25 protein-coding genes are annotated in these 24,042 nt (G+C 44.6%); 9 read left to right on the top strand and 16 right to left on the bottom strand.

Annotation, left to right across the window (positions count from 1 at the left end; translation table 11 throughout):
- Positions 1-238: 238 nt before the first annotated feature.
- From G3M65_RS06720 to G3M65_RS06710, 3 genes are all read right to left on the bottom strand, one after another.
- Positions 239-2,857: an arsenate reductase (azurin) large subunit gene (locus G3M65_RS06720; RefSeq protein WP_173833814.1), complete on the bottom strand. Its 2,619-nt coding sequence runs from the start codon at positions 2,855-2,857 to the stop codon at positions 239-241.
- Between the two features lie 14 nt (positions 2,858-2,871).
- Positions 2,872-3,408 carry an arsenate reductase (azurin) small subunit gene (locus tag G3M65_RS06715; protein WP_217422969.1) on the bottom strand — a complete coding sequence of 179 codons (537 nt, stop codon included), beginning with the start codon at positions 3,406-3,408 and terminating at the stop codon, positions 2,872-2,874.
- 429 nt (positions 3,409-3,837) lie between these two features.
- A complete protein-coding gene (locus G3M65_RS06710; protein ID WP_173833813.1) occupies positions 3,838-3,987 on the bottom strand; it encodes a hypothetical protein in 150 nt (49 codons plus the stop codon).
- Positions 3,988-4,017: 30 nt separating this feature from the next.
- Here G3M65_RS06710 and G3M65_RS06705 point away from each other — a divergent pair, with 30 nt between their 5' ends.
- The 3 genes from G3M65_RS06705 to G3M65_RS06695 all read left to right on the top strand — a co-directional run bounded on the left by G3M65_RS06705 (position 4,018) and on the right by G3M65_RS06695 (position 5,377).
- On the top strand, positions 4,018-4,476 hold the full coding sequence (locus G3M65_RS06705; protein WP_173833812.1) for a transposase: 459 nt from the start codon (positions 4,018-4,020) through the stop codon (positions 4,474-4,476).
- A gap of 81 nt (positions 4,477-4,557) precedes the next feature.
- Positions 4,558-4,974 (top strand): toprim domain-containing protein, encoded by a 417-nt coding sequence (locus G3M65_RS06700; RefSeq protein WP_173833811.1) that lies wholly within the window; start codon positions 4,558-4,560, stop codon positions 4,972-4,974.
- On the top strand, positions 4,874-5,377 hold the full coding sequence (locus G3M65_RS06695) for a hypothetical protein (RefSeq protein ID WP_173833810.1): 504 nt from the start codon (positions 4,874-4,876) through the stop codon (positions 5,375-5,377). The genes G3M65_RS06700 and G3M65_RS06695 overlap by 101 nt, the downstream gene beginning before the upstream one ends.
- Here G3M65_RS06695 and rnc read toward each other — a convergent pair.
- The 3 genes from rnc to acpP are packed head-to-tail and all read right to left on the bottom strand — an operon-like array spanning position 5,355 to position 7,505.
- On the bottom strand, positions 5,355-6,059 hold the full coding sequence (rnc, locus tag G3M65_RS06690) for a ribonuclease III (protein WP_173833809.1): 705 nt from the start codon (positions 6,057-6,059) through the stop codon (positions 5,355-5,357). The genes G3M65_RS06695 and rnc overlap by 23 nt on opposite strands.
- Positions 6,031-7,269 carry a beta-ketoacyl-ACP synthase II gene (gene fabF / locus G3M65_RS06685; RefSeq protein ID WP_173833808.1) on the bottom strand — a complete coding sequence of 413 codons (1,239 nt, stop codon included), beginning with the start codon at positions 7,267-7,269 and terminating at the stop codon, positions 6,031-6,033. Before fabF ends, rnc begins: the two co-directional genes overlap by 29 nt.
- Entirely contained in the window at positions 7,269-7,505 is a 237-nt protein-coding gene (gene acpP, locus G3M65_RS06680; RefSeq protein ID WP_173833807.1) for an acyl carrier protein, read from the bottom strand. The genes fabF and acpP overlap by 1 nt, the downstream gene beginning before the upstream one ends.
- Positions 7,506-7,578: 73 nt before the next feature.
- On the opposite strand from acpP, the gene G3M65_RS06675 reads away from it, so the two are divergent.
- Complete coding sequence (locus G3M65_RS06675; protein ID WP_173833806.1) at positions 7,579-8,328, top strand: YebC/PmpR family DNA-binding transcriptional regulator; 750 nt, start codon at positions 7,579-7,581, stop codon at positions 8,326-8,328.
- Here G3M65_RS06675 and G3M65_RS06670 read toward each other — a convergent pair.
- A complete protein-coding gene (locus G3M65_RS06670) occupies positions 8,325-9,176 on the bottom strand; it encodes a UbiA-like polyprenyltransferase (RefSeq protein WP_173833805.1) in 852 nt (283 codons plus the stop codon). The two genes, G3M65_RS06675 and G3M65_RS06670, sit on opposite strands and share 4 nt — an antisense overlap.
- 72 nt (positions 9,177-9,248) lie before the next feature.
- Between G3M65_RS06670 and G3M65_RS06665 the strand changes: the two genes are divergently transcribed.
- The 3 genes from G3M65_RS06665 to G3M65_RS06655 are packed head-to-tail and all read left to right on the top strand — an operon-like array spanning position 9,249 to position 13,100.
- Positions 9,249-10,124: a hypothetical protein gene (locus tag G3M65_RS06665; protein ID WP_173833804.1), complete on the top strand. Its 876-nt coding sequence runs from the start codon at positions 9,249-9,251 to the stop codon at positions 10,122-10,124.
- Positions 10,088-11,197, top strand: a complete 1,110-nt coding sequence (locus tag G3M65_RS06660) for an HD domain-containing protein (RefSeq protein ID WP_173833803.1) — start codon at positions 10,088-10,090, stop codon at positions 11,195-11,197. Before G3M65_RS06665 ends, G3M65_RS06660 begins: the two co-directional genes overlap by 37 nt.
- On the top strand, positions 11,175-13,100 hold the full coding sequence (locus G3M65_RS06655) for a transglutaminase TgpA family protein (RefSeq protein WP_173833802.1): 1,926 nt from the start codon (positions 11,175-11,177) through the stop codon (positions 13,098-13,100). The genes G3M65_RS06660 and G3M65_RS06655 overlap by 23 nt, the downstream gene beginning before the upstream one ends.
- On the opposite strand, the gene queF is transcribed toward G3M65_RS06655, so the two are convergent.
- From queF to G3M65_RS06615, 8 genes are all read right to left on the bottom strand, one after another.
- Positions 13,075-13,455, bottom strand: a complete 381-nt coding sequence (gene queF, locus G3M65_RS06650) for a preQ(1) synthase (protein ID WP_173833801.1) — start codon at positions 13,453-13,455, stop codon at positions 13,075-13,077. The genes G3M65_RS06655 and queF overlap by 26 nt on opposite strands.
- A gap of 6 nt (positions 13,456-13,461) precedes the next feature.
- A complete protein-coding gene (locus G3M65_RS06645; protein ID WP_173833800.1) occupies positions 13,462-14,727 on the bottom strand; it encodes an ArnT family glycosyltransferase in 1,266 nt (421 codons plus the stop codon).
- A complete protein-coding gene (locus tag G3M65_RS06640; RefSeq protein WP_173833799.1) occupies positions 14,697-15,200 on the bottom strand; it encodes a phosphatase PAP2 family protein in 504 nt (167 codons plus the stop codon). The genes G3M65_RS06645 and G3M65_RS06640 overlap by 31 nt, the downstream gene beginning before the upstream one ends.
- On the bottom strand, positions 15,197-15,622 hold the full coding sequence (locus G3M65_RS06635) for a hypothetical protein (RefSeq protein ID WP_173833798.1): 426 nt from the start codon (positions 15,620-15,622) through the stop codon (positions 15,197-15,199). Before G3M65_RS06635 ends, G3M65_RS06640 begins: the two co-directional genes overlap by 4 nt.
- A gap of 82 nt (positions 15,623-15,704) precedes the next feature.
- The gene (locus G3M65_RS06630; protein WP_173833797.1) at positions 15,705-17,069 is read right to left on the bottom strand and encodes a TatD family hydrolase; all 1,365 of its coding nucleotides are present in this window, start codon (positions 17,067-17,069) and stop codon (positions 15,705-15,707) included.
- A 46-nt stretch (positions 17,070-17,115) separates the two neighbouring features.
- Positions 17,116-19,101, bottom strand: coding sequence for a transketolase (tkt, locus tag G3M65_RS06625; RefSeq protein ID WP_173833796.1), 1,986 nt, complete (start codon positions 19,099-19,101; stop codon positions 17,116-17,118).
- The gene (metE, locus tag G3M65_RS06620; RefSeq protein ID WP_173833795.1) at positions 19,098-21,374 is read right to left on the bottom strand and encodes a 5-methyltetrahydropteroyltriglutamate--homocysteine S-methyltransferase; all 2,277 of its coding nucleotides are present in this window, start codon (positions 21,372-21,374) and stop codon (positions 19,098-19,100) included. The genes tkt and metE overlap by 4 nt, the downstream gene beginning before the upstream one ends.
- Positions 21,375-21,391: 17 nt before the next feature.
- Complete coding sequence (locus tag G3M65_RS06615; protein ID WP_173833794.1) at positions 21,392-21,553, bottom strand: EAL domain-containing protein; 162 nt, start codon at positions 21,551-21,553, stop codon at positions 21,392-21,394.
- A gap of 118 nt (positions 21,554-21,671) precedes the next feature.
- On the opposite strand from G3M65_RS06615, the gene nth reads away from it, so the two are divergent.
- Positions 21,672-22,286, top strand: coding sequence for an endonuclease III (gene nth / locus G3M65_RS06610; RefSeq protein ID WP_173833793.1), 615 nt, complete (start codon positions 21,672-21,674; stop codon positions 22,284-22,286).
- Positions 22,283-23,116 (top strand): S-methyl-5'-thioadenosine phosphorylase, encoded by an 834-nt coding sequence (mtnP, locus tag G3M65_RS06605; RefSeq protein ID WP_173833792.1) that lies wholly within the window; start codon positions 22,283-22,285, stop codon positions 23,114-23,116. Before nth ends, mtnP begins: the two co-directional genes overlap by 4 nt.
- On the opposite strand, the gene G3M65_RS06600 is transcribed toward mtnP, so the two are convergent.
- Positions 23,113-24,021, bottom strand: a complete 909-nt coding sequence (locus G3M65_RS06600; RefSeq protein ID WP_254426245.1) for a LysR substrate-binding domain-containing protein — start codon at positions 24,019-24,021, stop codon at positions 23,113-23,115. The genes mtnP and G3M65_RS06600 overlap by 4 nt on opposite strands.
- Positions 24,022-24,042: the final 21 nt, after the last annotated feature.

Below are 24,042 nucleotides of genomic sequence, written 5' to 3'. Positions count from 1 at the left end.
GATATACAAGGAAGTAGTTCTCAAGGTTGAGGCAGACCTTTTAGCCAAAATATCAGAAGTTATAGACCATATATACGACATATATGAGGTTTTTAACTTTGACATAACCTTTCTTTCTACGCTCCCAGAGGAGTTGGGTAGAGAAATAGAAAGGCTCGACGCAGTAAACTCCATAAACTCCAAGCTGGAATTGATAATTACTATATTTAAGGATGGGGGGAAGTTCCCCCCATTCCTATTAAATGAAGCTATTATTGGGTAGCAAGGAGGTATTCTTGAGAACGCTTTCCAGACTGCCCTTTAGTTTCCTTATGCCAACCCTTGAAGCCTTGTACCATGGTATGGTGGTTTTGGGGTCTGTATAGCTGGTTGTAAGGTGGTTCAAAGACTCTCTCCATCTGTACATAAGACCAAATACTGTTCCTGGAGGGGGTGCGTCGTTCACGAGTACAAGAGCTACTACATTGCCTTCCAGGTTATACACTTCTACCAGGTCACCGCTTTTTACACCGAGCCTTTCCGCATCAACAGGGTTTATCTCTACGTAAGGCATGGGTAAGGTGTAAACCTTCTCCGGTAAGTACCTATCGTTGTAACCAGTCTGCCAGATAATCTGCGTCCTTCCGTTGGTAAACCAGAAGGGAAACCGCCTCTCGTTACCGTTCTTAAAGTACTTGGTAATCTGAGGTGGATAGAACTTCTTAGGGTCGGGTTCCCATGGGTCTGTGCCATACCATTTGAACTTACCATCAGGAGTTCCGAATCTATGAACATACCTTCTCTTTGTGCCAACAAGCTGACCTGTCTTTGGGTCTATCCTTACAGGAACCTGTATACCCTTCTGTCCTACCTTCCTTAGGTACTCGTAAGTAACACCCTTATAGCATTCTGCAGGAAGCATTGCCTCATCTTCTTCTGGCACTCTATTGTTAGGGAACTCGTTAGCACCATCCAAAAAGACCTCCTCTGCAGTCTTCCAATCCATACCAGAGCAGTACTTTGCTTCCTCATGGTTTCCTTCAGCTTCGTAGAGCTCTTTCATCCTTGTGGCTATCCTACCCCATATCCACCAGTCTGGCTTTGCATCGCCCGGTGGTTCCATAAACTGGTCTGCTATCCTAAGAAGCCTGCTGTTGCAATTTATATAGGTGGTAGGCGTTTCACCCCATCCTGCGGCTGGTAAGATAACATGGGCATCTCTACCAACCTCTGTTTCATACATGTTTATAACTACAAGGAAAAGTCCATCTGTCTTGCTAAGGCCTTCCAGTATACGCTTTGCTCTCTCTTCTGAACCTGCAGGCTCTCCAGCAAACCCGCTGTACTCTGAAAGATACTTGGTTAAAGCAAGGGTTCTCTCGTGCACCCTCTTTTTGTACTCTTGGGCGTTTGGCGTGGAAAGGTATGGGTCTGTTCCAGATACAAAGTAAACCTTGGCTTTTAGGTCGTTCTTAACATACTCATCTATGTTAGGAGGTGGCCCTCCTGCGTATATGGAACCTACAAGCTTTGCCCTTGATGAGCTGTGAGGTCTTACATAGCCTTCCTGATGTCCACCCTGCCTGCCACAACCTGTCCCCGGCTTTCCATAGTTTCCTGTAAGGGCGGCTAGCTGAGCTATGGCTGCTATGGTATCATAGTTCTTATAACCCCATATTACACCCTTTTCATATATGATAAGCGTCCTTCTTCTAAAACCCCCAGACTTTGGCTTTGCTATCCACTCTGCAGCCTTTTCTATATCAGCCTTTGAGACACCCGTAAGCTTTTCTACCCTACTTATAAACTCATCATAAGGAACATCAAGCATTAGGGATTTTTTCTTGTATTCTTCAAAGGTTTTTAGGTCTGTCCTCCTTTGTATAAACTCTTTATCATGCCAGCCCTTTTCCCAAACTGCTCTTGCTATGGCGTTAGCTAAAACATAGTCTGTTCCAAGGTTTGGACGAAGATGGAGCACCCTGCTTTTATCTATGCTTTCTGCTACTGTAAGGCTTGCAGTCCTCCTTGGGTCTACTATGATCATCCTTGCAGGCTCTATAGGCTCTCCCTTTAAATACTCCTTTTTCTTCTCTTCTTCTGTAGCTCCTTGGAAGTTGGCAAGCATATGCTCCGTGTAGAAGACAGAAGCTGTCTCAAAAGAATTTGCCCCCCAAAGAACTATGGTATCTGCAAGCCTTGCATCCTCATAGGTGTAGTTTAGCTCGTGCACTCCTCTTTCTCTTTGACCCCAAACCTCTGAATTGTAGGCAGGCCTGTTGTGAATGGAGAGCATCCTTGTACCCACCGCTATGAAGAAGAACTTACCAACAGCCCAGTTGTCTTCAAAGCCGGAACCAGAACCGCCATGGTCGTGTATCTTCATAGCCACAGAGTCTGGTCCATAGGTATCCTTTACACCCTTTACAACCCTCGCTATAAGGTCTATTGCCTCGTCCCAGCTTATAGGCATAAACTCATCACCAACCCTTATCATAGGATGGTGGAGCCTTGCCCTTGTAGGCTTTGTGGGCGCATATGTTGCCTGCGCGTTGGTACCACCTCTTATGGAATAATTCCCCCTGTTTATGGGAGAATCCTTAGAGGGAATTATGAGTACGTTGTATTGCTTCCCATCCTTTCCAGTTATTACAGAGTGCATGTTTTCCACAATTGCCTGCCCTGCCAACGCAGGTTGCTGCTTTGTAAAGTCTACACCTAAGGCATTTTCGTTGGGTTTTGCTCCACCATTCTTACCTACAGGCCAGACATAAACATCATAACCACAGCCTACGTTGCAATATTGGCAGACTGTAGTACGCTTTTCTGCATCCTTTGGCGGTATTGGTAATTGGTCTTTTCTTGCAAACAGAGCCATGTTTTCACCTCCTTTTATTTGATGATGTTCTTTGACCTACCCCAAACAAGCCCTTCAATGCCTTCCGCGTATATGTCTCCCGTAGTAGGTTCAAACCTTAAGATGACCTGAGGTAACCACTCTGAAGCGTGTCCTTGATAGGTCTGTCCATTCTTTGCTGGGTCAAACATGCTGTAATGACATCTGCAGATAAACCTTTTCTTCTCATAGCTGATAGGACAGCCCTGATGAGTACAAAGAGCGGAAAAGGCCACTATATCCCTTTGCGGTCCAACGCCTCCAATGGCTTCCTTCCCTAACTTTACCAGTATGGCAGGGCTTGACTCATCAGGATAGTTGAAGAGAACAGGTTGGTCCTCTTTGATGTCCCTTATGTTTGCTACCTTTACTTTCTTATAAGGTAAGGAAGGAGCAACAGAGGCACGTGCCTTACCCACTGCGGCGCCAGCTAAAACAGTTGCAGCTCCCGAGAGTTTTAAAAAGTCTCTCCTGTCCACGGACAGACTACAGTTGGCTTGGCGGTATGTACTCATTTTGCTTTTTTTCTTCATGACTTATACCTCCTAACTTTGTTCCAACTTTTTATATTGCAAATTCAGTGCCAGTCTTTACACCTTTCCAAACATAGATTTTTCATAGATTTTTTTATTTCTAGGATGTTGGTTGTCCAAATTTTTAACAGATACTGCTCAAAAGCAGTGCATTCAAACTTTTCTGTTAATTTATAAAGTGATTTTTTAGTTGTTTACTCCTTTTATACGCTTTTGACACATCCCATTATCCCAACGCAAATTGCAAGATTATGTTAGACAAGATTATGTTAGATTCATTTTCCACATTCTATATAGATTATGGGAAACCACAGCTGTATAGATTTTCACAAGAATCCTGCGCAGACTGACAGAATAAGGTCTCATACCGATAAACCTTTTAAGAACACTAAACACACTCTCCGCAAGCCTCCTGTATAACATCTTTGCCTACTCAATCCACTCATCTTCATATCTCCTCTCCTTTACACTCCTTAAGGGGGTAAGCAGTATGCCCTCTTCCTTCAAGATGTCCTCTATCAGATAATTCTTGTATGCCTTATCACATATGACCTCCTTATTTGGGACTGTTTCATCCATTGTGTAAAAATAAAGTAAGGAGGTGTTAACATGAAAAAGCCAAGCAAAGAAAAAGTAGAGCAATACCGTAGGGAGTTCAGCGAAGTCCTAAAAGACTTTATGGCTCAAACCATAGGCAAAATGCTACAGGCAGAGCTGGATGAATTCCTCGGCTACGAAAAATACAAACGCTCCAACAACCCTAACTCCAGAAATGGCTCATACGAAAAAACCATCAATACCCCCTCAGGTCAAATCAAAGTCTCTATACCAAGAGATAGACTATCTGAGTTTGAACCCACTCTCGTCCCAAAAGGCGAAAAAGTCCTGCTTAAAGAACTCCAAGACAAACTATTCCTACTATACTCTAAAGGCTTATCCACAAGAGATATCCAAGACATCCTTGAAAACATCTACCGCACAAGACTATCTGCAAGCACCATATCAAGGTTAACTGACAGAATAATGCCAGAGGTTAGAAAAAGTAGAACGATAACGGACATGGCATAGTCTATGTAGGACTGCTTAACCTCTTCTTCTATGGGGACGGTGATGACTTCCATGCGGTTTTAAAATTATATCATAGGCAGGATGCTTGAAAAGTGGCTCAAGGAATTAAGAAAAGTCTCTGAAAGCAGTGCAGTCCTCGTGGAGGGCAAAAGGGACAGGCAAGCCCTTCAGAGGCTCGGTATAAAAAACATCTTCACCCTTGAGGGGAAAAGGCTTACAGACCTTCCAGACCTTCTTGAGGGTTTTGAGAAGGTAGTGATTCTTTTTGACCTTGACAAGCACGGCGAAAGGATAAACTCAAAGGTTAAAGAAATCTTAACCAAACAGGGCTATATTTTAATAGAAGAGTTTCGAGAGGAGCTAAGGAGCAGAGGAATACTTTATGTGGAGGACATAGATGGAGAAATCCGCAATCTTAGGTGCACTGATGGTGCAGGACAGACTAATAAGGCTCAACATTCAGATGTTAGAAGGCATTCTCAGAGAAATAAAAGCTGATGTGGAGGAACTGAGCATTCTTGCAGAGGCTTGTCTTTCTGAAGAGGAATACATGAGATACAGGGATATAGTTCTCAAGGTTGAGGCAGACCTTTTAGCCAAAATATCAGAAGTTATAGACCATATATACGACATATATGAGGTTTTTAACTTTGACATAACCTTTCTTTCTACGCTCCCAGAGGAGTTGGGTAGAGAAATAGAAAGGCTCGACGCAGTAAACTCCATAAACTCCAAGCTGGAATTGATAATTACTATATTCGAAGAGATCCTGCTTATTGCAGAGGAGAGCCCAAAGATGTTTGCGATACTTACACCCTTCAGAGTTTATAAAGAAGTAATAAGACAAAGTCTTGAGTTTAACAAAAAGCTCAACGAACTCAGCCTTCAGAAGACAGAATAAGTTCAAGGACCTTTTTTGCTGCGAGTTGTTGTGCAGACTTTTTACTCTTTCCCTTCGCAGTAGCCCTAAACTCCCTTATATTGCATTCCACCTCAAAGACCCTGCTATGATGGGGACCTTCTACGCTTACCACACGGTAGATAGGTCTTTCTTTCCATCTTTTTTGGGTCTCCTCTTGGAGAAGGGTTTTGTAATCCCTTTTATAGTCCTTGTTTTTGACCGCAGACACAAGCCTTTCTCTGTATAGCTTGCTAAAGAGTTCTTTTACAAAATCTGCAGACCTTCCACAGTCCAGATACACTGCAGCCCACAGAGCTTCAAAGGTATCTGCCATAAGGGAAGAGCTCACATAGCTGTTTTTTCTTCTTCCGCCGTAGAGTATATACATGTCAAGGGATAGCTCCTCTGCCAGCTCATGCAGGTAGTCTTCGCTTACAAAGTAGGATTTCATCATGGCAAGCTCTCCCTCAGAAGCGGAGGGAAACTCAGAAAGCAGGATGTCCACCACGAAGAAGTTTATAAGGGAGTCTCCAAGAAACTCAAGGGTCTCATAACTTTTTAGACCATGCTCTCCTGCGTAGGATTTATGGGTGAGGGCTTGTATAAGAAGTTCTGGGTTATTAAAGCTATAGCCAAGCCTTTGCTGAAGCTCATCAAGGCTTTTTGAAGATAAGGCAGGCATTTGTTCCACCAAAGCCAAAGGAGTTGGACAGGGCATACCTGACAGGAGACTCTACTGCCTTGTTTGGCACATAGTCAAGGTCGCACTCGGGGTCTGGGTTTTCAAGGTTTATGGTAGGAGGAATTATGCCCGTTTCTATAGTTTTCACCGTCGCCACCGCTTCCACTGCACCCGCCGCACCCAAAAGATGCCCTATCATAGACTTGTTTGAGCTTATCTTGAGCCTATAGGCATGCTCTCCAAAGAGCCTCTTTATGGCAAGGGTTTCAGACTTATCGTTTAGAGGCGTAGATGTTCCATGAGCGTTTATGTAGTCCACATCCTCTGGTCTTATGCCTGCATCTTCCAAAGCAAGTTTCATACACATATATGCACCCTCACCATCCGCACAGGGAGCAGTTATGTGGTAAGCATCATCTGTGGCACCATAACCCACAAGCTCTGCGTATATCTTTGCACCCCTTGCCTTGGCATGCTCGTATTCTTCCAAAACCAAAATGCCAGCCCCTTCACCCATCACAAAGCCATCCCTGTCCCTGTCAAAAGGTCTTGAGGCCTTTTGGGGTTCGTCATTTCTTGTAGAAAGAGCCCTCATTGAGGCAAAGCCTGCCACACCAAGGGGTGTTATGGCACTTTCACACCCCCCTGCTATGGCCACATCTATGTCGCCCCTTTGGATGAGCCTCATGGCATCCCCTATAGCGTGGTTTCCAGTAGCACAGGCGGACACTACGCAGTAGTTGGGTCCCTTAAAACCAAACCTTATCGCAACTAGCCCGCTTGCCATGTTGGAAATGCCGTAGGGTATAAAAAAGGGAGACACCCTTCTGGGACCCTTTTCCATAAGGACCTTCTGCTGTTCTTCTATGTCCCTTAGCCCACCTATACCCGTGCCTATTATCACCCCCACCCTGTAGGGGTCTACTTTGCTCTCCAATAGCCCGCTGTCCCTTATTGCCTCTTCTGAAGCAGCCACCGCAAACTTTATAAAGTCAGAAACTTTCTGGGCATCCTTCTTGTCAAAATACCTCTCGGGCTCAAAGTCCTTTACCTCACCCGCTATATGAACGGACAGCCCTATCTCAACAGGGTCAAACCTTTTTATGATGTCTATACCACTAACACCTGCTATGAGATTTTCCCAAAACTTCTGCACTCCGGTCCCTATGGGGGTTACAGCCCCAAGACCGGTCACCACCACACGACGCATCAGCCCTTCACTCTCTCCTTGAGATAGTCTATAACATCACCCACGGTTCTTATCTTCTCCGCATCCTCGTCTGGTATTTCAATGCCAAACTCCTCCTCAAAAGCCATAACAAGCTCCACCACATCCAAAGAATCCGCACCAAGGTCCTCCACAAACTTTGCACTGGGGTTTAGCTTGTCTACTTCAACACCGAGCTGGTCAGCTATTATCTCCTTTATCCTTTGTTCCAGGTCCATTTTTTACCTCCTGCTTTTTGTGGGTGGGTTTATTATACCACACTTCACGGATTGAAGCTATAATATATCTACCATGGCAGGACACAGTCATTGGGCTCAGATAAAGCACAAAAAGGCAAAGATTGACGCACAAAGGGGCAAGATATTTACAAAGATAATAAGAGAGATAACCGTCGCAGTTAGAGAAGGTGGACCAAACCCAGACACAAACCCAAGACTGAGGACAGCTATAGAAAATGCTAGAAAGGTCAATATGCCCACAGACACCATAGAGAGAGCCATTAAAAAGGGCACGGGAGAGTTGGCTGGAGAGAACTACGAGGAAGTGCTCTACGAGGGCTATGCACCTGGGGGTGTAGCACTTATGATACTTACCTATACAGACAACAGAAACAGAACTACCTCTGAGGTCAGGCATGTGCTTTCCAAACACGGTGGAAACCTGGGCTCTTCTGGGTGTGTCTCTTTCCTCTTTGACAGGATGGGTGTTATAGAGGTGCCAAAGGAGGGCATAAGCGAGGATGAAATATACGAAAAGGCTATAGAGGCAGGTGCGGAGGATGTGGAGGTGGGAGAGCTTGCCTATACCCTATACACAAAGCCCGAAGACCTCTACTCGGTGAAGGAAGCCCTTGAGTCCATGGGTCTTCAGGTGGAGAGGGCAGAAATAGCTTACAAACCAAACACCCTTGTTCAGGTCCAAGATGTAGAGACCGCAAAAAGGATAATCAAACTGCTTGATGCCCTTGAAGACCTTGACGATGTAAAAGAGGTGATAGCCAACTTTGACATACCCAAGGAAGTTATAGAACAGGCAAGCTAAAGTATCCTATCTAAAAGCACCACAAAAAAGAAGACCACGCTTATGTATCCGTTTACAGTAAAGAAGGCTTTGTTTATCTTGGAAAGGTCGTAGGGCTTTATTAAACTATGCTCGTAGTAGAGAAACATGGCAATGCCCAAAAGACCAAGAAGATACGCAAAACCAAGAAAGTCAACCCTGAAGAGCAGTATAAGGAGGGCAAGGAAGGTAATAAAGTGAAAAAGCCTTGCAATCCACAAAGCCCCCTCTATCCCAAACTTGACAGGTATGGACTTAAGACCCTGCTCACGGTCAAACTGGTAGTCCTGAAGGGCATACAAAATATCAAAGCCAGCAACCCAGGAAGCCATTGCAAAGCCAAGAATTATGGCGTTAAAGGACACATGCTCGTTGAAGGAAATATCTATGGCTAAGGGGATGAGAAAGTAGACCGCTCCCAGTAGGAGATGGGGATAGTAGGTTATCCTCTTGCCGTAGGGATACAGCCACAGAAGAAGAAGCACCACAGGAGCAAGCAAGAAGGCATAGAGGTTTATCATAAGGGACGAAAGGAGAAAGAGCCCAGAGGAGATAAGTATGAGCCTTTTTATGTCCTTTTCTGAAACCTCACCCCTTGCATGAACCCATTGGCTCGTTCTTGGGTTTAGCCTGTCTATAGGAAGGTCTATAAGCCTGTTAAGTGCCATACCTACGGTTCTTGCACTAATAAAGGCAAGAAGGACCCAGAAAAGCCTCCAGAGGGAAGGTATCTGCTCATACAACAGAACTACGCTCGCAAGAGCAAAAGGTAGTGCAAAAATGGTATGCTCAAACTTGACAAGTTCAAGGTATTTTCCAGTCCTACTCATCTTTAGAGGCTCTTACCCTTTGCTTAACATAATATCATAAAACTTCTATTGCCTTGGGCTTATATTATAAGTATGCTGGAAATAAAGGAAAGAGACCCCCTTAGCAACCTGGTGCTTGAGGTGCTGGACGACCCCTCAAAGAAGGAGATGGTCTTTTATCTAATGTGCTACTCACAGCTTGTAAGGAGGGAAGGAAACCCCTATGTGGAGCTTGAGAAGTTTCTCTCCTGTGCTTACAGGAACTTCAGAAATGCACGGAACTACTGGAAGGATGTGTTAGTAGAAATGAACCTCTTTGTGGTATCTGACCTTTATGGGAATATATACATGGGCAAGGACATATACAGGGTAGAGGAAGGTAGCATACACTTTATAAGCCTAAGGAGCGAATACCTTAATGTCTTTGAGAGCATAAGCCAAAAGGTGCTAAAACTCTGGAACATACTCAGCAGAACCATGCTCTACAGGAAGCATTTGACCGCTCAGGATGCGGTAGTGATATCCACCATGATGTTCAACGAAGGCATTTATGAAGAGTTGAGAAGTTATTGTGAACTCTGCGTAGAAAGATACCCAGCAGAAAGGAAATACTTCAACCTGCTTTATAGACTTGCAGGAGTCTATTTGGGTCAGGGAAGAGAAATTGTTAGGGAAATAAGGGACATTCTTCAGGAAGCACAAAAACTCGGAGATGTATACTACGGGTTTAACCTCTATAAACTCAAAAGAGATCTTGAGACCCTTCTCAGAAGGGCAGAGGTGGGGAAAAGTATAAGCCCCCTAAGGATAGAGTTTATAAACCAAAAGAAGAAGAGAGGGAATTGGCTTAGAAGAATTTTTAACAAGTTTGGGGATATGATAAATAGAGTTTTCCGCAAGGATAAGGACAAGTATTTCTTTGAGGGGGATATATGTTCAAAGAGTTTTCAGACCCCATACATGAGCTGATAAAAGCCGATGATTGCGAAATAAGAATAATAGACAGCTACCCTCTCCAAAGGCTAAGATTCATAAGTCAGTTGGGCATAGCCTATCTGGTATTTCCCTCCGCACAGCATAGCAGGTTTGAACACTCCTTGGGAACTATGGAGCTCGCAGGAAGAATTTACAATAGCCTTGGGCTCAAAGATGAAAAGCTCTACAGAATAGTGAGATTGGCGGGTCTTTTGCACGATATTGGACACACACCTTTTTCTCATACCACAGAGGTCCTCCTTGGAGACAAAAGCCACGAATCCATAGGAGAGAGGGTGCTTTTTGAAGAGGGTATTGCGGACATACTAAAAAATTGTGGATACTCTCTTGAGGATATTGAGCTTATTGTGGAGCTTGCCTTTAGAAAGGGCAGTAGCCTGCCAAAAATAATCACTGGAGAATTCGGTGCGGACAGGATGGACTATCTCAGGAGAGATGCCTATTTTTGCGGAACTTCCTATGGCTTTTTTGACTACCGTAGGCTTTTGGAGAATATGCTTTTTATAGAGGGTAAAAAGTGCGTCCATATAAGTGCACTCAGAGCCTTGGAGAGCTTTATTCTTGGAAGGTATTTTATGTATTCTCAGGTCTATTTCCACAAGGTGGTGCGCATACTCAACATACATTTAGAGGATGTGGTGCAGGACTTTGTGGAAAGAGGTCTCTTAAAGCCAGAAGAACTTTACAGGAAAACAGACCAACACATACTTCATTTCATGTTAGACAGGCACATGGAGGAGAAGGTAAGAAGGGTGTTGGGAAGGGAGCATTTCAGACAGGTCTTTTCCACCTCATCAAAGGAATTGTTTGAAGTGGTAAAAGAAAGACTTTTGGAAAAGTATGAGGATGACCTTTTGAGGTTTGACCGAGCAAGCAAAAGGGTGCTGGACGAAGACATACCTATATGGGACGGGCATGAACTACTTAGTTTGAGAGAAGTATCTCCTATTGTCGCCTCCTTGGAAGATATAAGACTTTACAGAATATACGCACATCCAAGATACAAGGAAGAGGTCAGGGAGTATGTTAGAAAAATATCTAAGTAGCTCTCGCCTAACAACCATAACCCTTGTGCGTCTTACTTCCCTTGTGGGTATACTGTCCTTGTGGAATGTGGCGGATGCGGTATATTTTCTTGGCTTTTTAGCCCTTTACTTTGTGGGTGTGCCTATGGACATAAAGGCTATATATCCCGTAAGGAGGCTATTTCTAAACCTTTTTGGCGTTGCCTTGACCTTATATTTTCTGTCCTTTCTCAGCCTTGAAGACCTTCTCAAGCCCTTTTCTCATGTAGTTCTTTTGCTTCTTTCTATAAAGAGCCTTGAGGAGAAAAAGCCCAGAGACCTATACCAGATACTTCTACTTAGCCTTTTTGCAGTTTCCATATCTACCGCCTATAACCTTAGCCTTAGCTTTCTTTTTGTTTTTATCCTGCATAGTCTTTTAGGTGTTTCTTCTCTTGTGTTTCTTAATCTATACAGGACTGCGGGAGATAAGAGGCTTGAGCTTTCAATTTATAAGCATTACATATTGGTGAGCTTTCTACTCTTTCTCTTAGTTGCGGTTTTTACCCTTCCCTTTTTCTTTCTTCTTCCAAGAACACAAACTCCTCTTTTTGACCTCATATCCAGAGGCAGTGGACTAAAAACTGGTCTTGCGGAGAGCGTAAGCCTCGGCAAAGTGGGAGAAATACAGGAGGACAACACGGTAGTCCTCAGAGCCTACGGACTGCCCCAAAGTATAAAAGACCCTTACTGGAGGGCGGTAGTCTTCGGGAGCTATGCGAAAAACACATGGGTGAGGGTGAAAGAAGAGCCCTTCCATATGCCCGCAGGTAGCGGAGATATAGTGTATACCCTTGTGATAGAGCCCTCTTACGATAATATAATACCCGCTCTTGACTACCCTTACAGAGTCCTAAATGTGGAAGGCATATCCGCAAACGCCTATATGACCACGGGCAACACCTTACGCCTTGACAGAGAGATAAATAGAGCCATAAGGTTAAAGGTAAGCTCTTCAAAGAGCCTATGGTTGTGGGAAGACCTACAGGATTACCTGCAGGTCCCACCGGATATAAGTCCTAACCTCAAGAAGTTTGCGGAGGACCTGGCCAAGGGTACAAGGGATGATGTGGAGAAGCTCCGAAGGGTTGTGGAGCATTTTTCAAAGGGCTACAGCTACAGCTTAAAGTTGGAAAAATACGAAGGCGACCCCTTGGATTACTTTGTCTTTGTTTCAAAAAAGGGCAACTGCGAATACTATGCCAGCGCCACCGCACTACTTCTGAGGCTTATGGGCGTGCCTGCTAGGGTAGTGGGAGGCTATAAAGGAGCCCTTTGGAACCCCTACGGAGGCTACCACATAGTGACCAATTCTATGGCACATGTATGGGTAGAGGCTTATGTAAAGGGGCATTGGTTACGAGTAGATACCACCCCACCCTACACATCCCCGGCGGTAAAGGAAATCTCCACCCTTTCCCTAATAAGAGACTCCATCGTGAGCTTCTGGTATTCCAACATTGTGGGCTATTCCTCGGAAAAACAGCTCAAGCTCTTTAGAAGCATAGGAGAAGGGGTAAGGGCAGAACTTAGCCCAGAAAACCTCAGAAGGAGGTTCCTTCAAGTCCTTCAGCTTCTCCTTGTTGCTCTGGCACTATACCTATGCTTTTACCTTTTTAAAGGTTTGAGAAAAACGCCAGAGAACCTCTATGTGAAAACAAGAGAGCTTCTCCACAGGGAAGGGCTTGTCCACAGCAAGGCTCTACCAGAAGAGATCATATCCGCCTGCAGGAACACAGAGCTATATAACCATGTAAAGTTTATTCTTTCCATATACCAAAGGCACAAATACTCTCCTTACAGAGTCTACCCCGATGAGATAAAAGAGGGCTACAGGACCCTCAAAAGGTTGAAGGAGCTTATCCGTAATTCTCATCGCTCCTGACCTTTATAACCGTATGCACATTACCCCTCGGATTGAAGTCACCAATCACCTCAAGAAATCTAGGTTTTAGCGTCTCATACAGGGCAGTGTATATCTCGTTAGTAGCCTGCTCGTGCGATATGTAGCGGTTTCTAAACTTGTTAAGCCAGAGCTTTAGGGACCTAAGCTCCACAATGTATTTATCTGGAATATACCTTATCCTTATGGTGGCATAGTCTGGATACCCAGAGCGAGGACAAAGACAAGAAAACTCAGGAAAGGTTATCTCTATCATATAGTTTCTCTCTGGTGTGGGGTTTTCCCAAGGCTCAAGCTGAGCCTCTTCTATGGCTTTCTCTCCGTATTTCTTCTCCATAGTAGTTTATTTTAGACCAAAAGTGCAGTCTAACAATACATATACGCCGTCAAACTCCCTACCCTTCTGAAGGAGTAAGCATTCACTAAATTCCTTAAGGTATTTCTCCTTTGTTATGACAAGCCCCTCTGCCCTATTGGGGTCTTCAAGTTTTTTTATGCACCTGCCAGAGTAGAAAACAAGGGCAGAATCTTCCGCCCTATAGAAGTAAACATCTCCCTTATAGGCTTTTACTACAGGGTAGGCTTTGGGTGTAAACCTTTCCTTTTCATAAAGATGCAAGCCAAGGGTAAGCAAGAGTATTGAGACAGTGGAAAGTCCCAGAACCACCTTTAGATACCGCTCACTTACCAAATAAGACAGCATTATGGCTATGGATGGGTAGGAAAAGAGTATATAGTGATGTAGTTTGTTTTTTGCAAGGCTAAAGAAAAGGATAACGAGGAAAGCCCAGAGTAAGAGAGGGAGCCATTCTCTTTTGAAATGCCTTATTAGCTTTGGATACAAAGGCACATACCAGAGGGTAGCCACCAAAAGGACAAGAAGGTAGTAATAAAAGGGTGCAGGATGTGTAGACCTTTGTCCTGTATATCGCATTAGGTTTTCGTAGATAAAGAACCTATAAAAGTATTCGTAGCCATGTTGAAAAAGCATAAGGGCATACCACGAAAAGCCTACAAGAATAAAAAGCAAAAGACCAGTGGGTTTTATAAAGTCAAGCCTTCTCTTCCAGAGAAGATACGCACCCACAGAAAGCACCACACCCACAGGACCCTTTGTAAGAAAGGCAAAAGCCAAGGCAAGCCAGCCAAGGGTAAACCTCTCCTTCAAAAAAGCATAAAGACCAAGTAGGGCAAAGAAGGTGTTTAGCATCTCTGGAACAACAGCCCTCGACTCAAGCCAAAGGTGAGGAAAGGTAATAAGGACAAATGCGGACTTTATGGCTATGTCCTTCGAGAAAAAATCCCCGGCTATAAGGTAGGTAAGCAAGACTAAACCCACTGCGGAAAGTCCAGAGATAAGCCTTGCGGAAAACTCATTAAGTCCAAAAAGGTAGGAGCCAAGGGATATGAGCCAGTAGAGCATGGGTGGTTTTTCAAACCTCCACTCACAGTTATAAACTGGAGAGACAAAGTCTTTGCTCCTAAGCATATTTTGGACTGAGTCCACGTTCCTGCCTTCGTCAAGGGAGGTAAAGGACAAGACCCAACTGCCAAAGAGGAAAAAGAAAAGAGAAAGGGTTAAAACCCAACGCAGACTAAAAGGAAACATACCACACCTATAGCCCAGCCAACAACCACATCCAAGGGAAAATGAGCACCCATATAGACCCTACCATAGCCTATAAGTATAGGATAGGCTAACAACACAGGCTTAAGAAGGTGAGGAGAACCTTTTAAGAGACACAAGGCTATAGTCATAGACATGGCGGAGTCTCCAGAAGGGAAGGACTTTAGCCTAAGCCTTTCAAGAAGGTAGACCTTTTCAAGAACTGCAGAAGGTCTTTTTGCCCTTATACTATACTTAAGAGCTTTTACCACAAGAGCCTGCAATAGCATGGCAAGAAGGTATTTCACAAAGCGGGGGTCATGCAAGACAAAAAGCACAATCCCCACAAAAGCCCCAAACCAACCCTTTCCAAGAAGGTAAAAGTGCCTGTAGAAAACATCAAGAAGGGGATGCCTATTGTGGTTTATAAGGAAAAAGAGTTTGTGGTTAAGGGTAAAGTTTTCTATATTTATCATGCATACCTGTATACTATTTTACCCCTTTGGACCTCCTCTGGAACAAGAACCACCTTTTGGTCGCTCATAAAGGAAACAAAGCCTTCTATAAGTCCAGCAAAGAAGTAGACCACAGGCGAATTGATAAGGTCTTCGCCCACTATGGCGTCGGTAAAGATGTCCTCTTCTGCTATAACCTTTCCATCTTCCATCCTTATGGATTTGGAAAAGCCCAGATCCTCAAGGATTATGCATGCCCGTCTGAGAGCTTCTTCTTTGGGCAGTGTCTCGGGGAAATGCCCTATTAGGCTCTCTAAGAGTTTGGGTCCTGCCTGCTTGCCCGCATCGCGCATAACCGCCTTTGCCCCCTTGTCTCCTATGAGGTTTTTTACACCCTCTGCCATGTTGACTATAGCCAGCAGGAGAATATCCGCATCAATCATACTGACCCTCCTTTCCCTAATTTTAGCATGGTTCTTGTGGTTTTAGTTTATCAGATGTGCTTATAGAATCTATAAGCCCTGCTTAACCCACGGACTCGTAAATCCTGCCTCGGAACCTTGCCCCAAGAGAACTTGCAAGCTCTTCGGTTTTTTTCATATCCACGCCCTCGTAGTCCACGGCGGTGGCAACCACTTCAAAGCCTTCCTTGACAGCTTCTTTTATAAACTCCACAACCTTTTCAAAGGCATCTCCTTGTGCAGGTCTGCAGACTTTGTTATAGGTTTCCTTGTCCTGTGCGTTAAGGCTCACCGACCACACATCCACAAGACCCTTTAATTCTCTTAGCTTTTCCTTTGGAAGGAAGGTAAACATGAGCCCGTTGGTATCTACACGCACCTTACCACCTTTCTCCTTTACCCACTTGGCTATTTCCTTGAGAGCAGAAAACCTCAAAGTAGGCTCGCCGTATCCACAGAAGACTATCTCTTCGTATTTCGTAGGGTCTCCTATTTCCCTTATCACCTCTTCCACAGAGGGGTCTCTGGATACCCAAACCCAATAGCCCTTTACCATAAAGTTTCTCTCCCTTTCCCTTTGACAAAACTCACAATGGAGATTGCACTTGTTGGTAAGGTTTATATATAGCTTGTTGTTTATTACATAGGTTATGGTCTCCTTATGACCGTTGGTGGAGAGGTTAAAGAGAAGTTTGGCGTTTTCTGAGGTCATCCTCTCTATGTCTTCAAAGGAGCTGTTGGGGATAAGTTGTGACATAGCCTCTGCGGTGTAGCGTATGTAGGATGGCTTGTTGGGTTTGCCCCGCACAGGCTGTGGTGCCAAGAAGGGTGCATCCGTTTCAATAAGCAGTCTGTAGGTAGGCGTTCTCTTTACCACTTCTCTGAGGTTTTGAGCGTTGGGGTAGGTAATTATGCCAGAGTAGGATATATAAAAGCCCAAGTCAAGACAGGCTTTCATAAATTCGTAAGAGCCAGTAAAACAGTGCATTACGCCACTCACTTCGTATGCCTTTTCTTCTCTCAAGATACTTACCGTTTCCCTTTCTGCCTCCCTTGAGTGTACCACAATGGGAAGTCCAAGCTCCTTGGCTATGGCTATCTGTTTTCTAAAGACCTCTTCTTGTTTTTTTCTATCAGAGTAGTCCTTATAAAAATCCAGACCCATCTCTCCGAGAGCTTTCACCTTTGGATATTTTTGTGCAGTCTCCTTTAGCCACAGTAGGTCTTCTTCCTTTACCTTGTCCGCCTCATGGGGATGAAAGCCTATCGCACAAAAGACATGAGGGTTTTCCTCAGAGAGCCTTATGGCGTTTTTTATGGTTTTCTTATCGTATCCTACCGTTATAAGATACTCCAATCCCTTGTCCTGGAGGGTTTCCTCCAAGTCTTCCTTCTTCAAAAGGTCAAGGTGGCAGTGCGTGTCTATCATAGTGTCAAAAAGATATCTTCCAGAGGCTTTCTTTCAATGCGACTTATCATAGGCTAAAGTGTTCCTTTATCCTTTTCACTATCTTTTCTGGACTAAAGCCAAAGTGTTCCATAAGCACATCGCCCGGTGCGGACTTGCCAAAGGTGTCAAGTCCTATGACGAGACCTTCAGGTCCCACATACTTGTGCCAGCATAGGCTTCTTCCAGCTTCTACCGCCACCCTTTTTCTTACCTCCGGGGGTAATATTGACCTTTTGTATTCTTCCTCTTGGCTTTCAAAGACCTCAAAGCTCGCCATGTTAACCACTCTTACCTTTAGACCTTCCTGAGAGAGCATTTCACCAGCCCTTAGCGTTGGGTGGACTTCTGAACCACTCGCTATTAAGATTAGCTCTGGTAGACCCTCACAGTCAAGGAGTGTGTAAGCACCTTTTGTGATGTTTTGTGCTGGTGGATACTTAGACCTGTCTATTAGGGGTAGCTTTTGTCTTGTGAGTATGAGTGCGGTTGGTCCCTCTTTTCTTTGGATTGCCATGTCCCATGCTACTGCAGTCTCATTGGCATCCGCAGGTCTTATAACCCAAAGATTAGGAATGAGCCTCAGAGAAGAGAGCTGTTCCACGGGTTGATGGGTTGGACCATCCTCTCCAAGCCCTATGGAATCATGGGTAAAGACATAAATTACCTGCAAACCGGACATACTGGCGAGCCTAATGGAGGGTCTCATGTAGTCAGAAAAGATAAGAAAAGTCCCACCATAAGGCAGAATGCCACCATGGTATGCCATACCATTAAGTATGGCACCCATTCCATGCTCTCTTACGCCAAAGTGCAGGTTTCTTCCAGTGGGGTTTTCTGCAGAAAAGTCTCCCATGCCATGCAAGTAGGTGTTGTTAGACTCAGATAGGTCCGCAGAGCCACCAAAGAGGGTCGGTATATGGGGAGCTATGAAATTTAAAACCTTACCGCTTGCTTGACGGGTTGCCATAGCCTCTGTGAAAACTGGGATATGCTTTCTGTATTCCTCTCCCCAGTCCCTTTTGAAAGCCCTAAGGAGTTCTTGTGCCAGCTCTGGATAGCTCTTAGCGTATGCATCAAAGAGCCTGTTCCACTCTTCCTCAAGCTCTTTGCCCCTTTTTATTTTCTCCTCTCTATAGCTTAAGGCTTCCTCTGGCACATAAAAGTCCTCTTCTACCCACTTGAGGTTTCTCTTCGTCTCAAGTGCCTTTTCCCTTCCCAAGGGTGCACCGTGCACGCTGGCATCGTCCTGCTTTGGAGAGCCATAGCCAAGATGCGTTCTGACTGAGATAAAGGAAGGTTTCTCCTTTTGAGAAAGGGCATTCCTTATAGCCCTCTCAAGCTCCTCAAGGTTGTAGCCATCCTCTATGTGCTGGACATACCAGCCAAAAGCGGAAAACCTCTTGCACACATCCTCAGACCAAGCAAGGGATGTGGGTCCATCTATGGAAACCTTATTGTTGTCCCAGATTACTATGAGCTTGTGGAGTTTCCAGTGTCCCGCAAGCTCTCCCACTTCGCAGGATATACCCTCCATAAGGTCTCCGTCGCTTACCAGTGCAAAGGTATAGTGGTCTATTATAGGAAAGCCCTCTCTGTTAAAGTAAGAGGCAAGATACTTTTCTGCAAGTGCCATACCTACCGCATTGCCTATACCTTGACCAAGTGGTCCAGTGGTAGCCTCCACGCCGGGAGTGAGAAAGTTCTCGGGATGTCCTGGAGTTTTACTACCGAGTTGTCTAAAAGCCTTTAGGTCTTCCAGCGTAAGGTCATATCCCATCACAAACAAGAGAGAATAAAGCATGGCACTGGCATGACCCGCAGATAGAACGAACCTGTCTCTGTTTATCCAGTTTGGGTTTTGGGGATTAAAGCGTAGAAAACGGTCAAAGATAAGATAAGCTATGTGGCTTGCACCAAGAGGCATGCCGGGATGTCCCGACTTTGCCCTTTCTACTTGGTCTACACTTAGAAACCTTATGGTGTTTATAAGAATCCCATCCCTACTACTCATGCCTGAACCAGCTCTTTTCTAAGCTCCTGTGCGGTCTCTACCATGTTCTTCAAGGATGGAATGACCTCTTCCCATCTTCTGGTCTTTAGACCACAGTCGGGGTTTACCCACAGTATCTCCACTGGCAGAACCTTCATAGCCCTTTCCAAGACAGCTCTCATCTGCTCCTTTGTAGGAATGGCAGGAGAGTGTATGTCATAAACGCCTATGCCTATGTGCCTGTCCCAACCCTTGAAGTTTTCAAAGGCAGAAATTATCTCGCCCTTACTCCGTGAAGCCTCTATGGAGATTACATCAAAGTCCATCTGATATATATAATCCAAAACCTCGTTAAATTCGCTGTAGCACATGTGGGTGTGTATCTGAGTTTGTGGTTGAGCCTTGGAACACAGCCTAAAGGCTTTTACCGCCCAGTCAAAGTATTCCTCCCAGTCCCTTCTCTTGAGAGGTGCACCTTCCCTAAAAGCAGGCTCGTCTATCTGAATTATCTTTATGCCAGCCCTTTCAAGGTCTTTGACCTCCTCAAGCAGTGCCAGAGCTATCTGATAGGCTATTTCTCTCTTGCTTATGTCTTCTCTGTAGAAGCTCCAGTTTAGTATGGTTACAGGACCTGTGAGCATACCCTTTACAGGCTTTTCCGTGAGAGACTGTGCGTAGCTAATCTCCTCTACCGTCATAGGCTCAGGTCTGTAAACATCGCCATATATTATGGGTGGTCTATAAACCCTTGAGCCGTAAGAGAGCACCCATCCGTGCTTTGTGACCGCAATACCTTCTAACCTCTGAGCGAAGAACTCCACCATATCCGTCCTTTCAAACTCACCATGCACCAAAACATCAAGCCCTATCTCCTCTTGAACCCTTATCACATGCTCTATCTGTTTCCTTATAAAGTCCTTGTATTCCTCCTCTGTTATTTTCCCAGAGGTGTATGCAGTCCTTGTTTTCCTCACCTCCTCTGTCTGTGGGAAAGAGCCAATGGTAGTGGTGGGAAGAAGAGGAAGTTTCAAGAGGTCTTGCTGTAGCCTTATCCTTTCCGCATATGGCACATCCCTCTCAAAGTCCGAGGCGGTAAGGGATGCGACCCATCTTCTTACTTCCTCTCTTACACCAAAAGCCTGCGTAGAGAGCTTTTCTGAGTGTTCCACTTCTCTTATCGCATCTTGGTCTCCTTGCAGAGCCTTCTTTATGGTGTGGAGCTCTCTTAGCTTTTCCTTTGCGAAAGAAAGCCTTTCCTTTAGACCCTCCTGCAGGCTATCCTCTGGCTCTACGCTCACAGGCAGATGGAAAAGGGGGCAAGAGTTGGAAACAATAAGCTCTTTGCTAAGTTTGGCAAGCTCCTCCACAAGGTTTAGCTTTTCTCTGAGGTTTGCCTTCCACACATTCCTGCCGTTTATAATGCCCGCTATTAAAACCTTATCCTCTGGAAAGCCTTCCTTTCTTAGATTTTCAAGGTTTTCTCTGTTGGAAACTAAGTCAAAACCAAGAGCCTTGACAGGAAGTTCCACAAACCTCTTGTAGTTAGAAACGCTGTCATAGTAGGTTATCACATAAAGGTCTACATACTTGCTCAAGCAAGCATAGGTCTCATGCACCAGGTCCCACTCCCAATCTTGCATATCAAGACACAAAGCAGGGTCTTCCATTATCACCACCTGTGCACCCGCAGAACTTAGTGCCTTGAGCAACTCTTCGTAAGCTGGAAACACCGCATTGAGATATTCCTCAAAGTCCTTTTGACCTTCCAACTTTGAAAGCTCATAAAGAGGCAAATCTGACAGAGAAGACCTTTTCAAGACCTTTGAAAGCTTAAGGAAAGTGTAGGGTGCTATTACCTTTGGAAAAGCCTCGTATCCTTTGTCCTTTAAATATGAGTATTCCTCAAGGGGTATGTTTTTGAAAAGCCTAAAGTTTTTGCCCTCAAGCTCTGGAACAAGGTAGTGATAGTTGGTATTGAAGTATTTTGTCATCTCAAGAGCCTGACCGCCCCGTGCCATCTGGAAGTAGGTCTCAAGACCCTTGTATTCTCCAAACCTTCTGGGAATTGCACCAAGGGTTATGGACATATCCAACATAAAGTCATAGTAAGAAAGGTCTCCAGAAGGAAAAAGGTCTACATACTGGCTGTAGAGCCCAGCAATCCAATCCCTCAAAGAGTTCATGCCATCTATGAAATCCTGCTCTGATATCTTGCCCTTCCAGAAGTTTTCAAGAAGGCTTTTGAACTCCCTTTTCTCTCCAAGCTTTGGGAAGCCATAGGCAAGAGTTTTCATGCCAAATACCTCCTACTTTAATAGGACGAAATACTATTATATGCCAACTCCTCTATCTGTCTTATTTTGGGATAAGGCTCTGGCTTGGAAAATATAAAGCCTTGAATGAAGTCCACGTCAAGCTCAAGGAAAAACTCAAGCTCTTCCTTTTTCTCAACCCCATCTACTAAACGAGGCACGCCAAACATCTTGTATCTACTTACCTTTTCCTTTAGAACCTTTTCAAAATAGAGCCTATTCTTGACACCATAGGTGCATCCAAGTAAACCCTCGTGATATAATTCTATCAGACCTAAAATGGTGCAGGAAATCCTTTTAAGGCTTGATAAGGTGTTTCCAGATAGACTTGAACTAAACTTTTCAAACCCGCTTGAGCTACTGGTGGCCGTCATACTTGCAGCACAGTCAACAGACAAAAAGGTAAATCAACTGACCGAGAAATTATTTAAGAAATATAGAAGCTGTGAAGACTATCTTAAAGCACCCTTAGAGGAGTTAGAAAGGGATATAAGCTCCATAAACTACTATAAAAACAAGGCAAAGTTTATAAAGTCCGCCTGTCAGCATATAGTGGAAAGGTTTGGAGGACAAGTTCCAGACAGTATGGAAGCTCTCACAAGCCTGCCTGGAATAGGCAGAAAAAGTGCCAACATTATCCTATACAACGCCTTTGGAAAGAACGAAGGCATTGCGGTAGATACGCATGTGTCAAGGGTTAGTCAAAGACTGGGTCTAACAAAGGAGAAAAAACCTGAAAAGATAGAAAAAGACCTAATGAAAATAGTCCCAAGGGAACAGTGGGGGAAATTCTCTAACCTCCTTGTTCTTCTTGGAAGGTATATATGCACCGCACAAAAGCCTAAACACCATGAGTGTCCTCTTTATGACCTTTGTCCTTCGAGGGAGCTATGATAGGTGTAATAGGTGGCAGTGGACTTTATAAACTTGAAGGCTTTGAAATAGTGAAAAAACTTAGAGTAAGGACGCCTTTTGGTGAACCTTCCTCTGAAGTGGTAATAGTCAGAGTAGGAGATAGGGAGCTCGCCTTCATCTCAAGGCACGGTGAAGGGCACGTATACCCTCCTCACCTTGTGCCATATAGAGCGAACCTCTGGGCTTTGAGGGAGCTTGGTGTAAAGAGAATTTTGGCTGTGTCTGCGGTCGGTGGTATAAACAAAACCTTTAAAGCAGGAGATTTTGTGGTGATTGATGACCTTCTTGACCTCACAAAAAACAGAAAAGACACCTTTTATGAAGGTAAGTTTTCTCTACCTGTGGATGGTGATGACAAGGTAGCCAAACTATTGAAAGAAGGAAAGGTAGTTCACATAGACGCAAGCCAACTATACTGCCCTCAGATGAGAAACCTTCTCTTTGAAGTTTTAGAGGACCTAAAACTTACCTACCATCCCTCTGGCGTTTACGCCTGCACAGAGGGTCCAAGGTTTGAAACACCAGCGGAGATAAGGGCTATAGAGAGGCTCGGTGGTGATGTGGTAGGTATGACAGGCTATCCCGAGGTGGTCCTTGCAAGGGAGCTCACCATGTGTTATGCAAGCATATGCATAGTGGCAAACCCTGCAGCAGGTATAGCGGGCTACAGGTTAACCAGCGATGAGGTTATAAGTCTTATGAAAGAAAAAGAGCAAGAAATAGGCAAGTTGATAGTTGAGTTTATAAAGAGACTACCAGAGAATAGAACCTGCGGTTGCGACCGCATACTGGAGGGTGCGGAAGTTTAGACGCTTACCTCTTGTAGGAATTTACTGAACTCCTCAAGAAAGTTCTTAACCGCCGGGCTCTGTGGTCTGTCCTTGCTATAGACCATGTAGAACTTCCTCTTAGGTATTTCCAAACCCTGAACCCTTAGGACACGTATTTCGGACGCATCAGACCCTTTCAGCACATGGGAAGAGAGGTAGGAAACCGCCCTTATGTTTTTTAATACGTCCAATATGACCTCATTCTTGTTCACTACAAGAACCACATTTAGGCTTCTCACATCCACCCCCACAGAGTTCAAAAAGCCTTCCACAAACTTCCTTGTGCCCGAGGTCTCCTCCCTCAGAACAAAGGGCATCTTGGTAAGCTCTTCTAAGGTAAGCCAATCCTTCACATCCTTGCCACCGACAAAAAGTATGCTGTCCTCCCAAACCTCCCTTATTACCATCCTTCTGTCTTGCTGAACAAAGCCTGTAAAGCCTATGTCTACTTCCCCAGCTTCAAGCCTACTGAGCACTATCTCCGAATCCTCCACTATCAGGTCTATTTGGGTGCTTGGGTTTTTGTTAAGATACCTGCTTATAAAATGTGGAAGTAGGTAGCTTCCCGGTATGGAGCTTGCTCCTATTTTTATGTAGCCCTTGTAAGAACCCGTCAGAAGCCTTATCTCTTCTATCACAGAGAGCTTTAGCTCAAGCAATTTTCTTGCGTAGGGATAGAGCATGTGGGCGTTGCTTGTGGGCAGGAGCCTCCTTCCCTTGCGATAAAAGAGCTTTAGTCCTATGGACTTTTCAAGCTGATGCATATGGAAACTTATAGTGGACTGAGAGAGGTGTAGACAGTTAGAGCTTTCAGATAGGCTACCCTTCTCATATACACAACAGAAGAGCTCAAGCAATCTTAGGTCAATATCAATGTTTTTCATGGTGTTAATTATTAGTTAAGC

The sequence above is a fragment of the Hydrogenobacter sp. T-8 genome (assembly GCF_011006175.1).
In the GTDB taxonomy this organism is placed as follows: domain Bacteria; phylum Aquificota; class Aquificia; order Aquificales; family Aquificaceae; genus Pampinifervens; species Pampinifervens florentissimum.
Note: the sequence above shows the minus strand (reverse complement) of the source record. Positions and strands in the feature narration are given on the sequence as shown.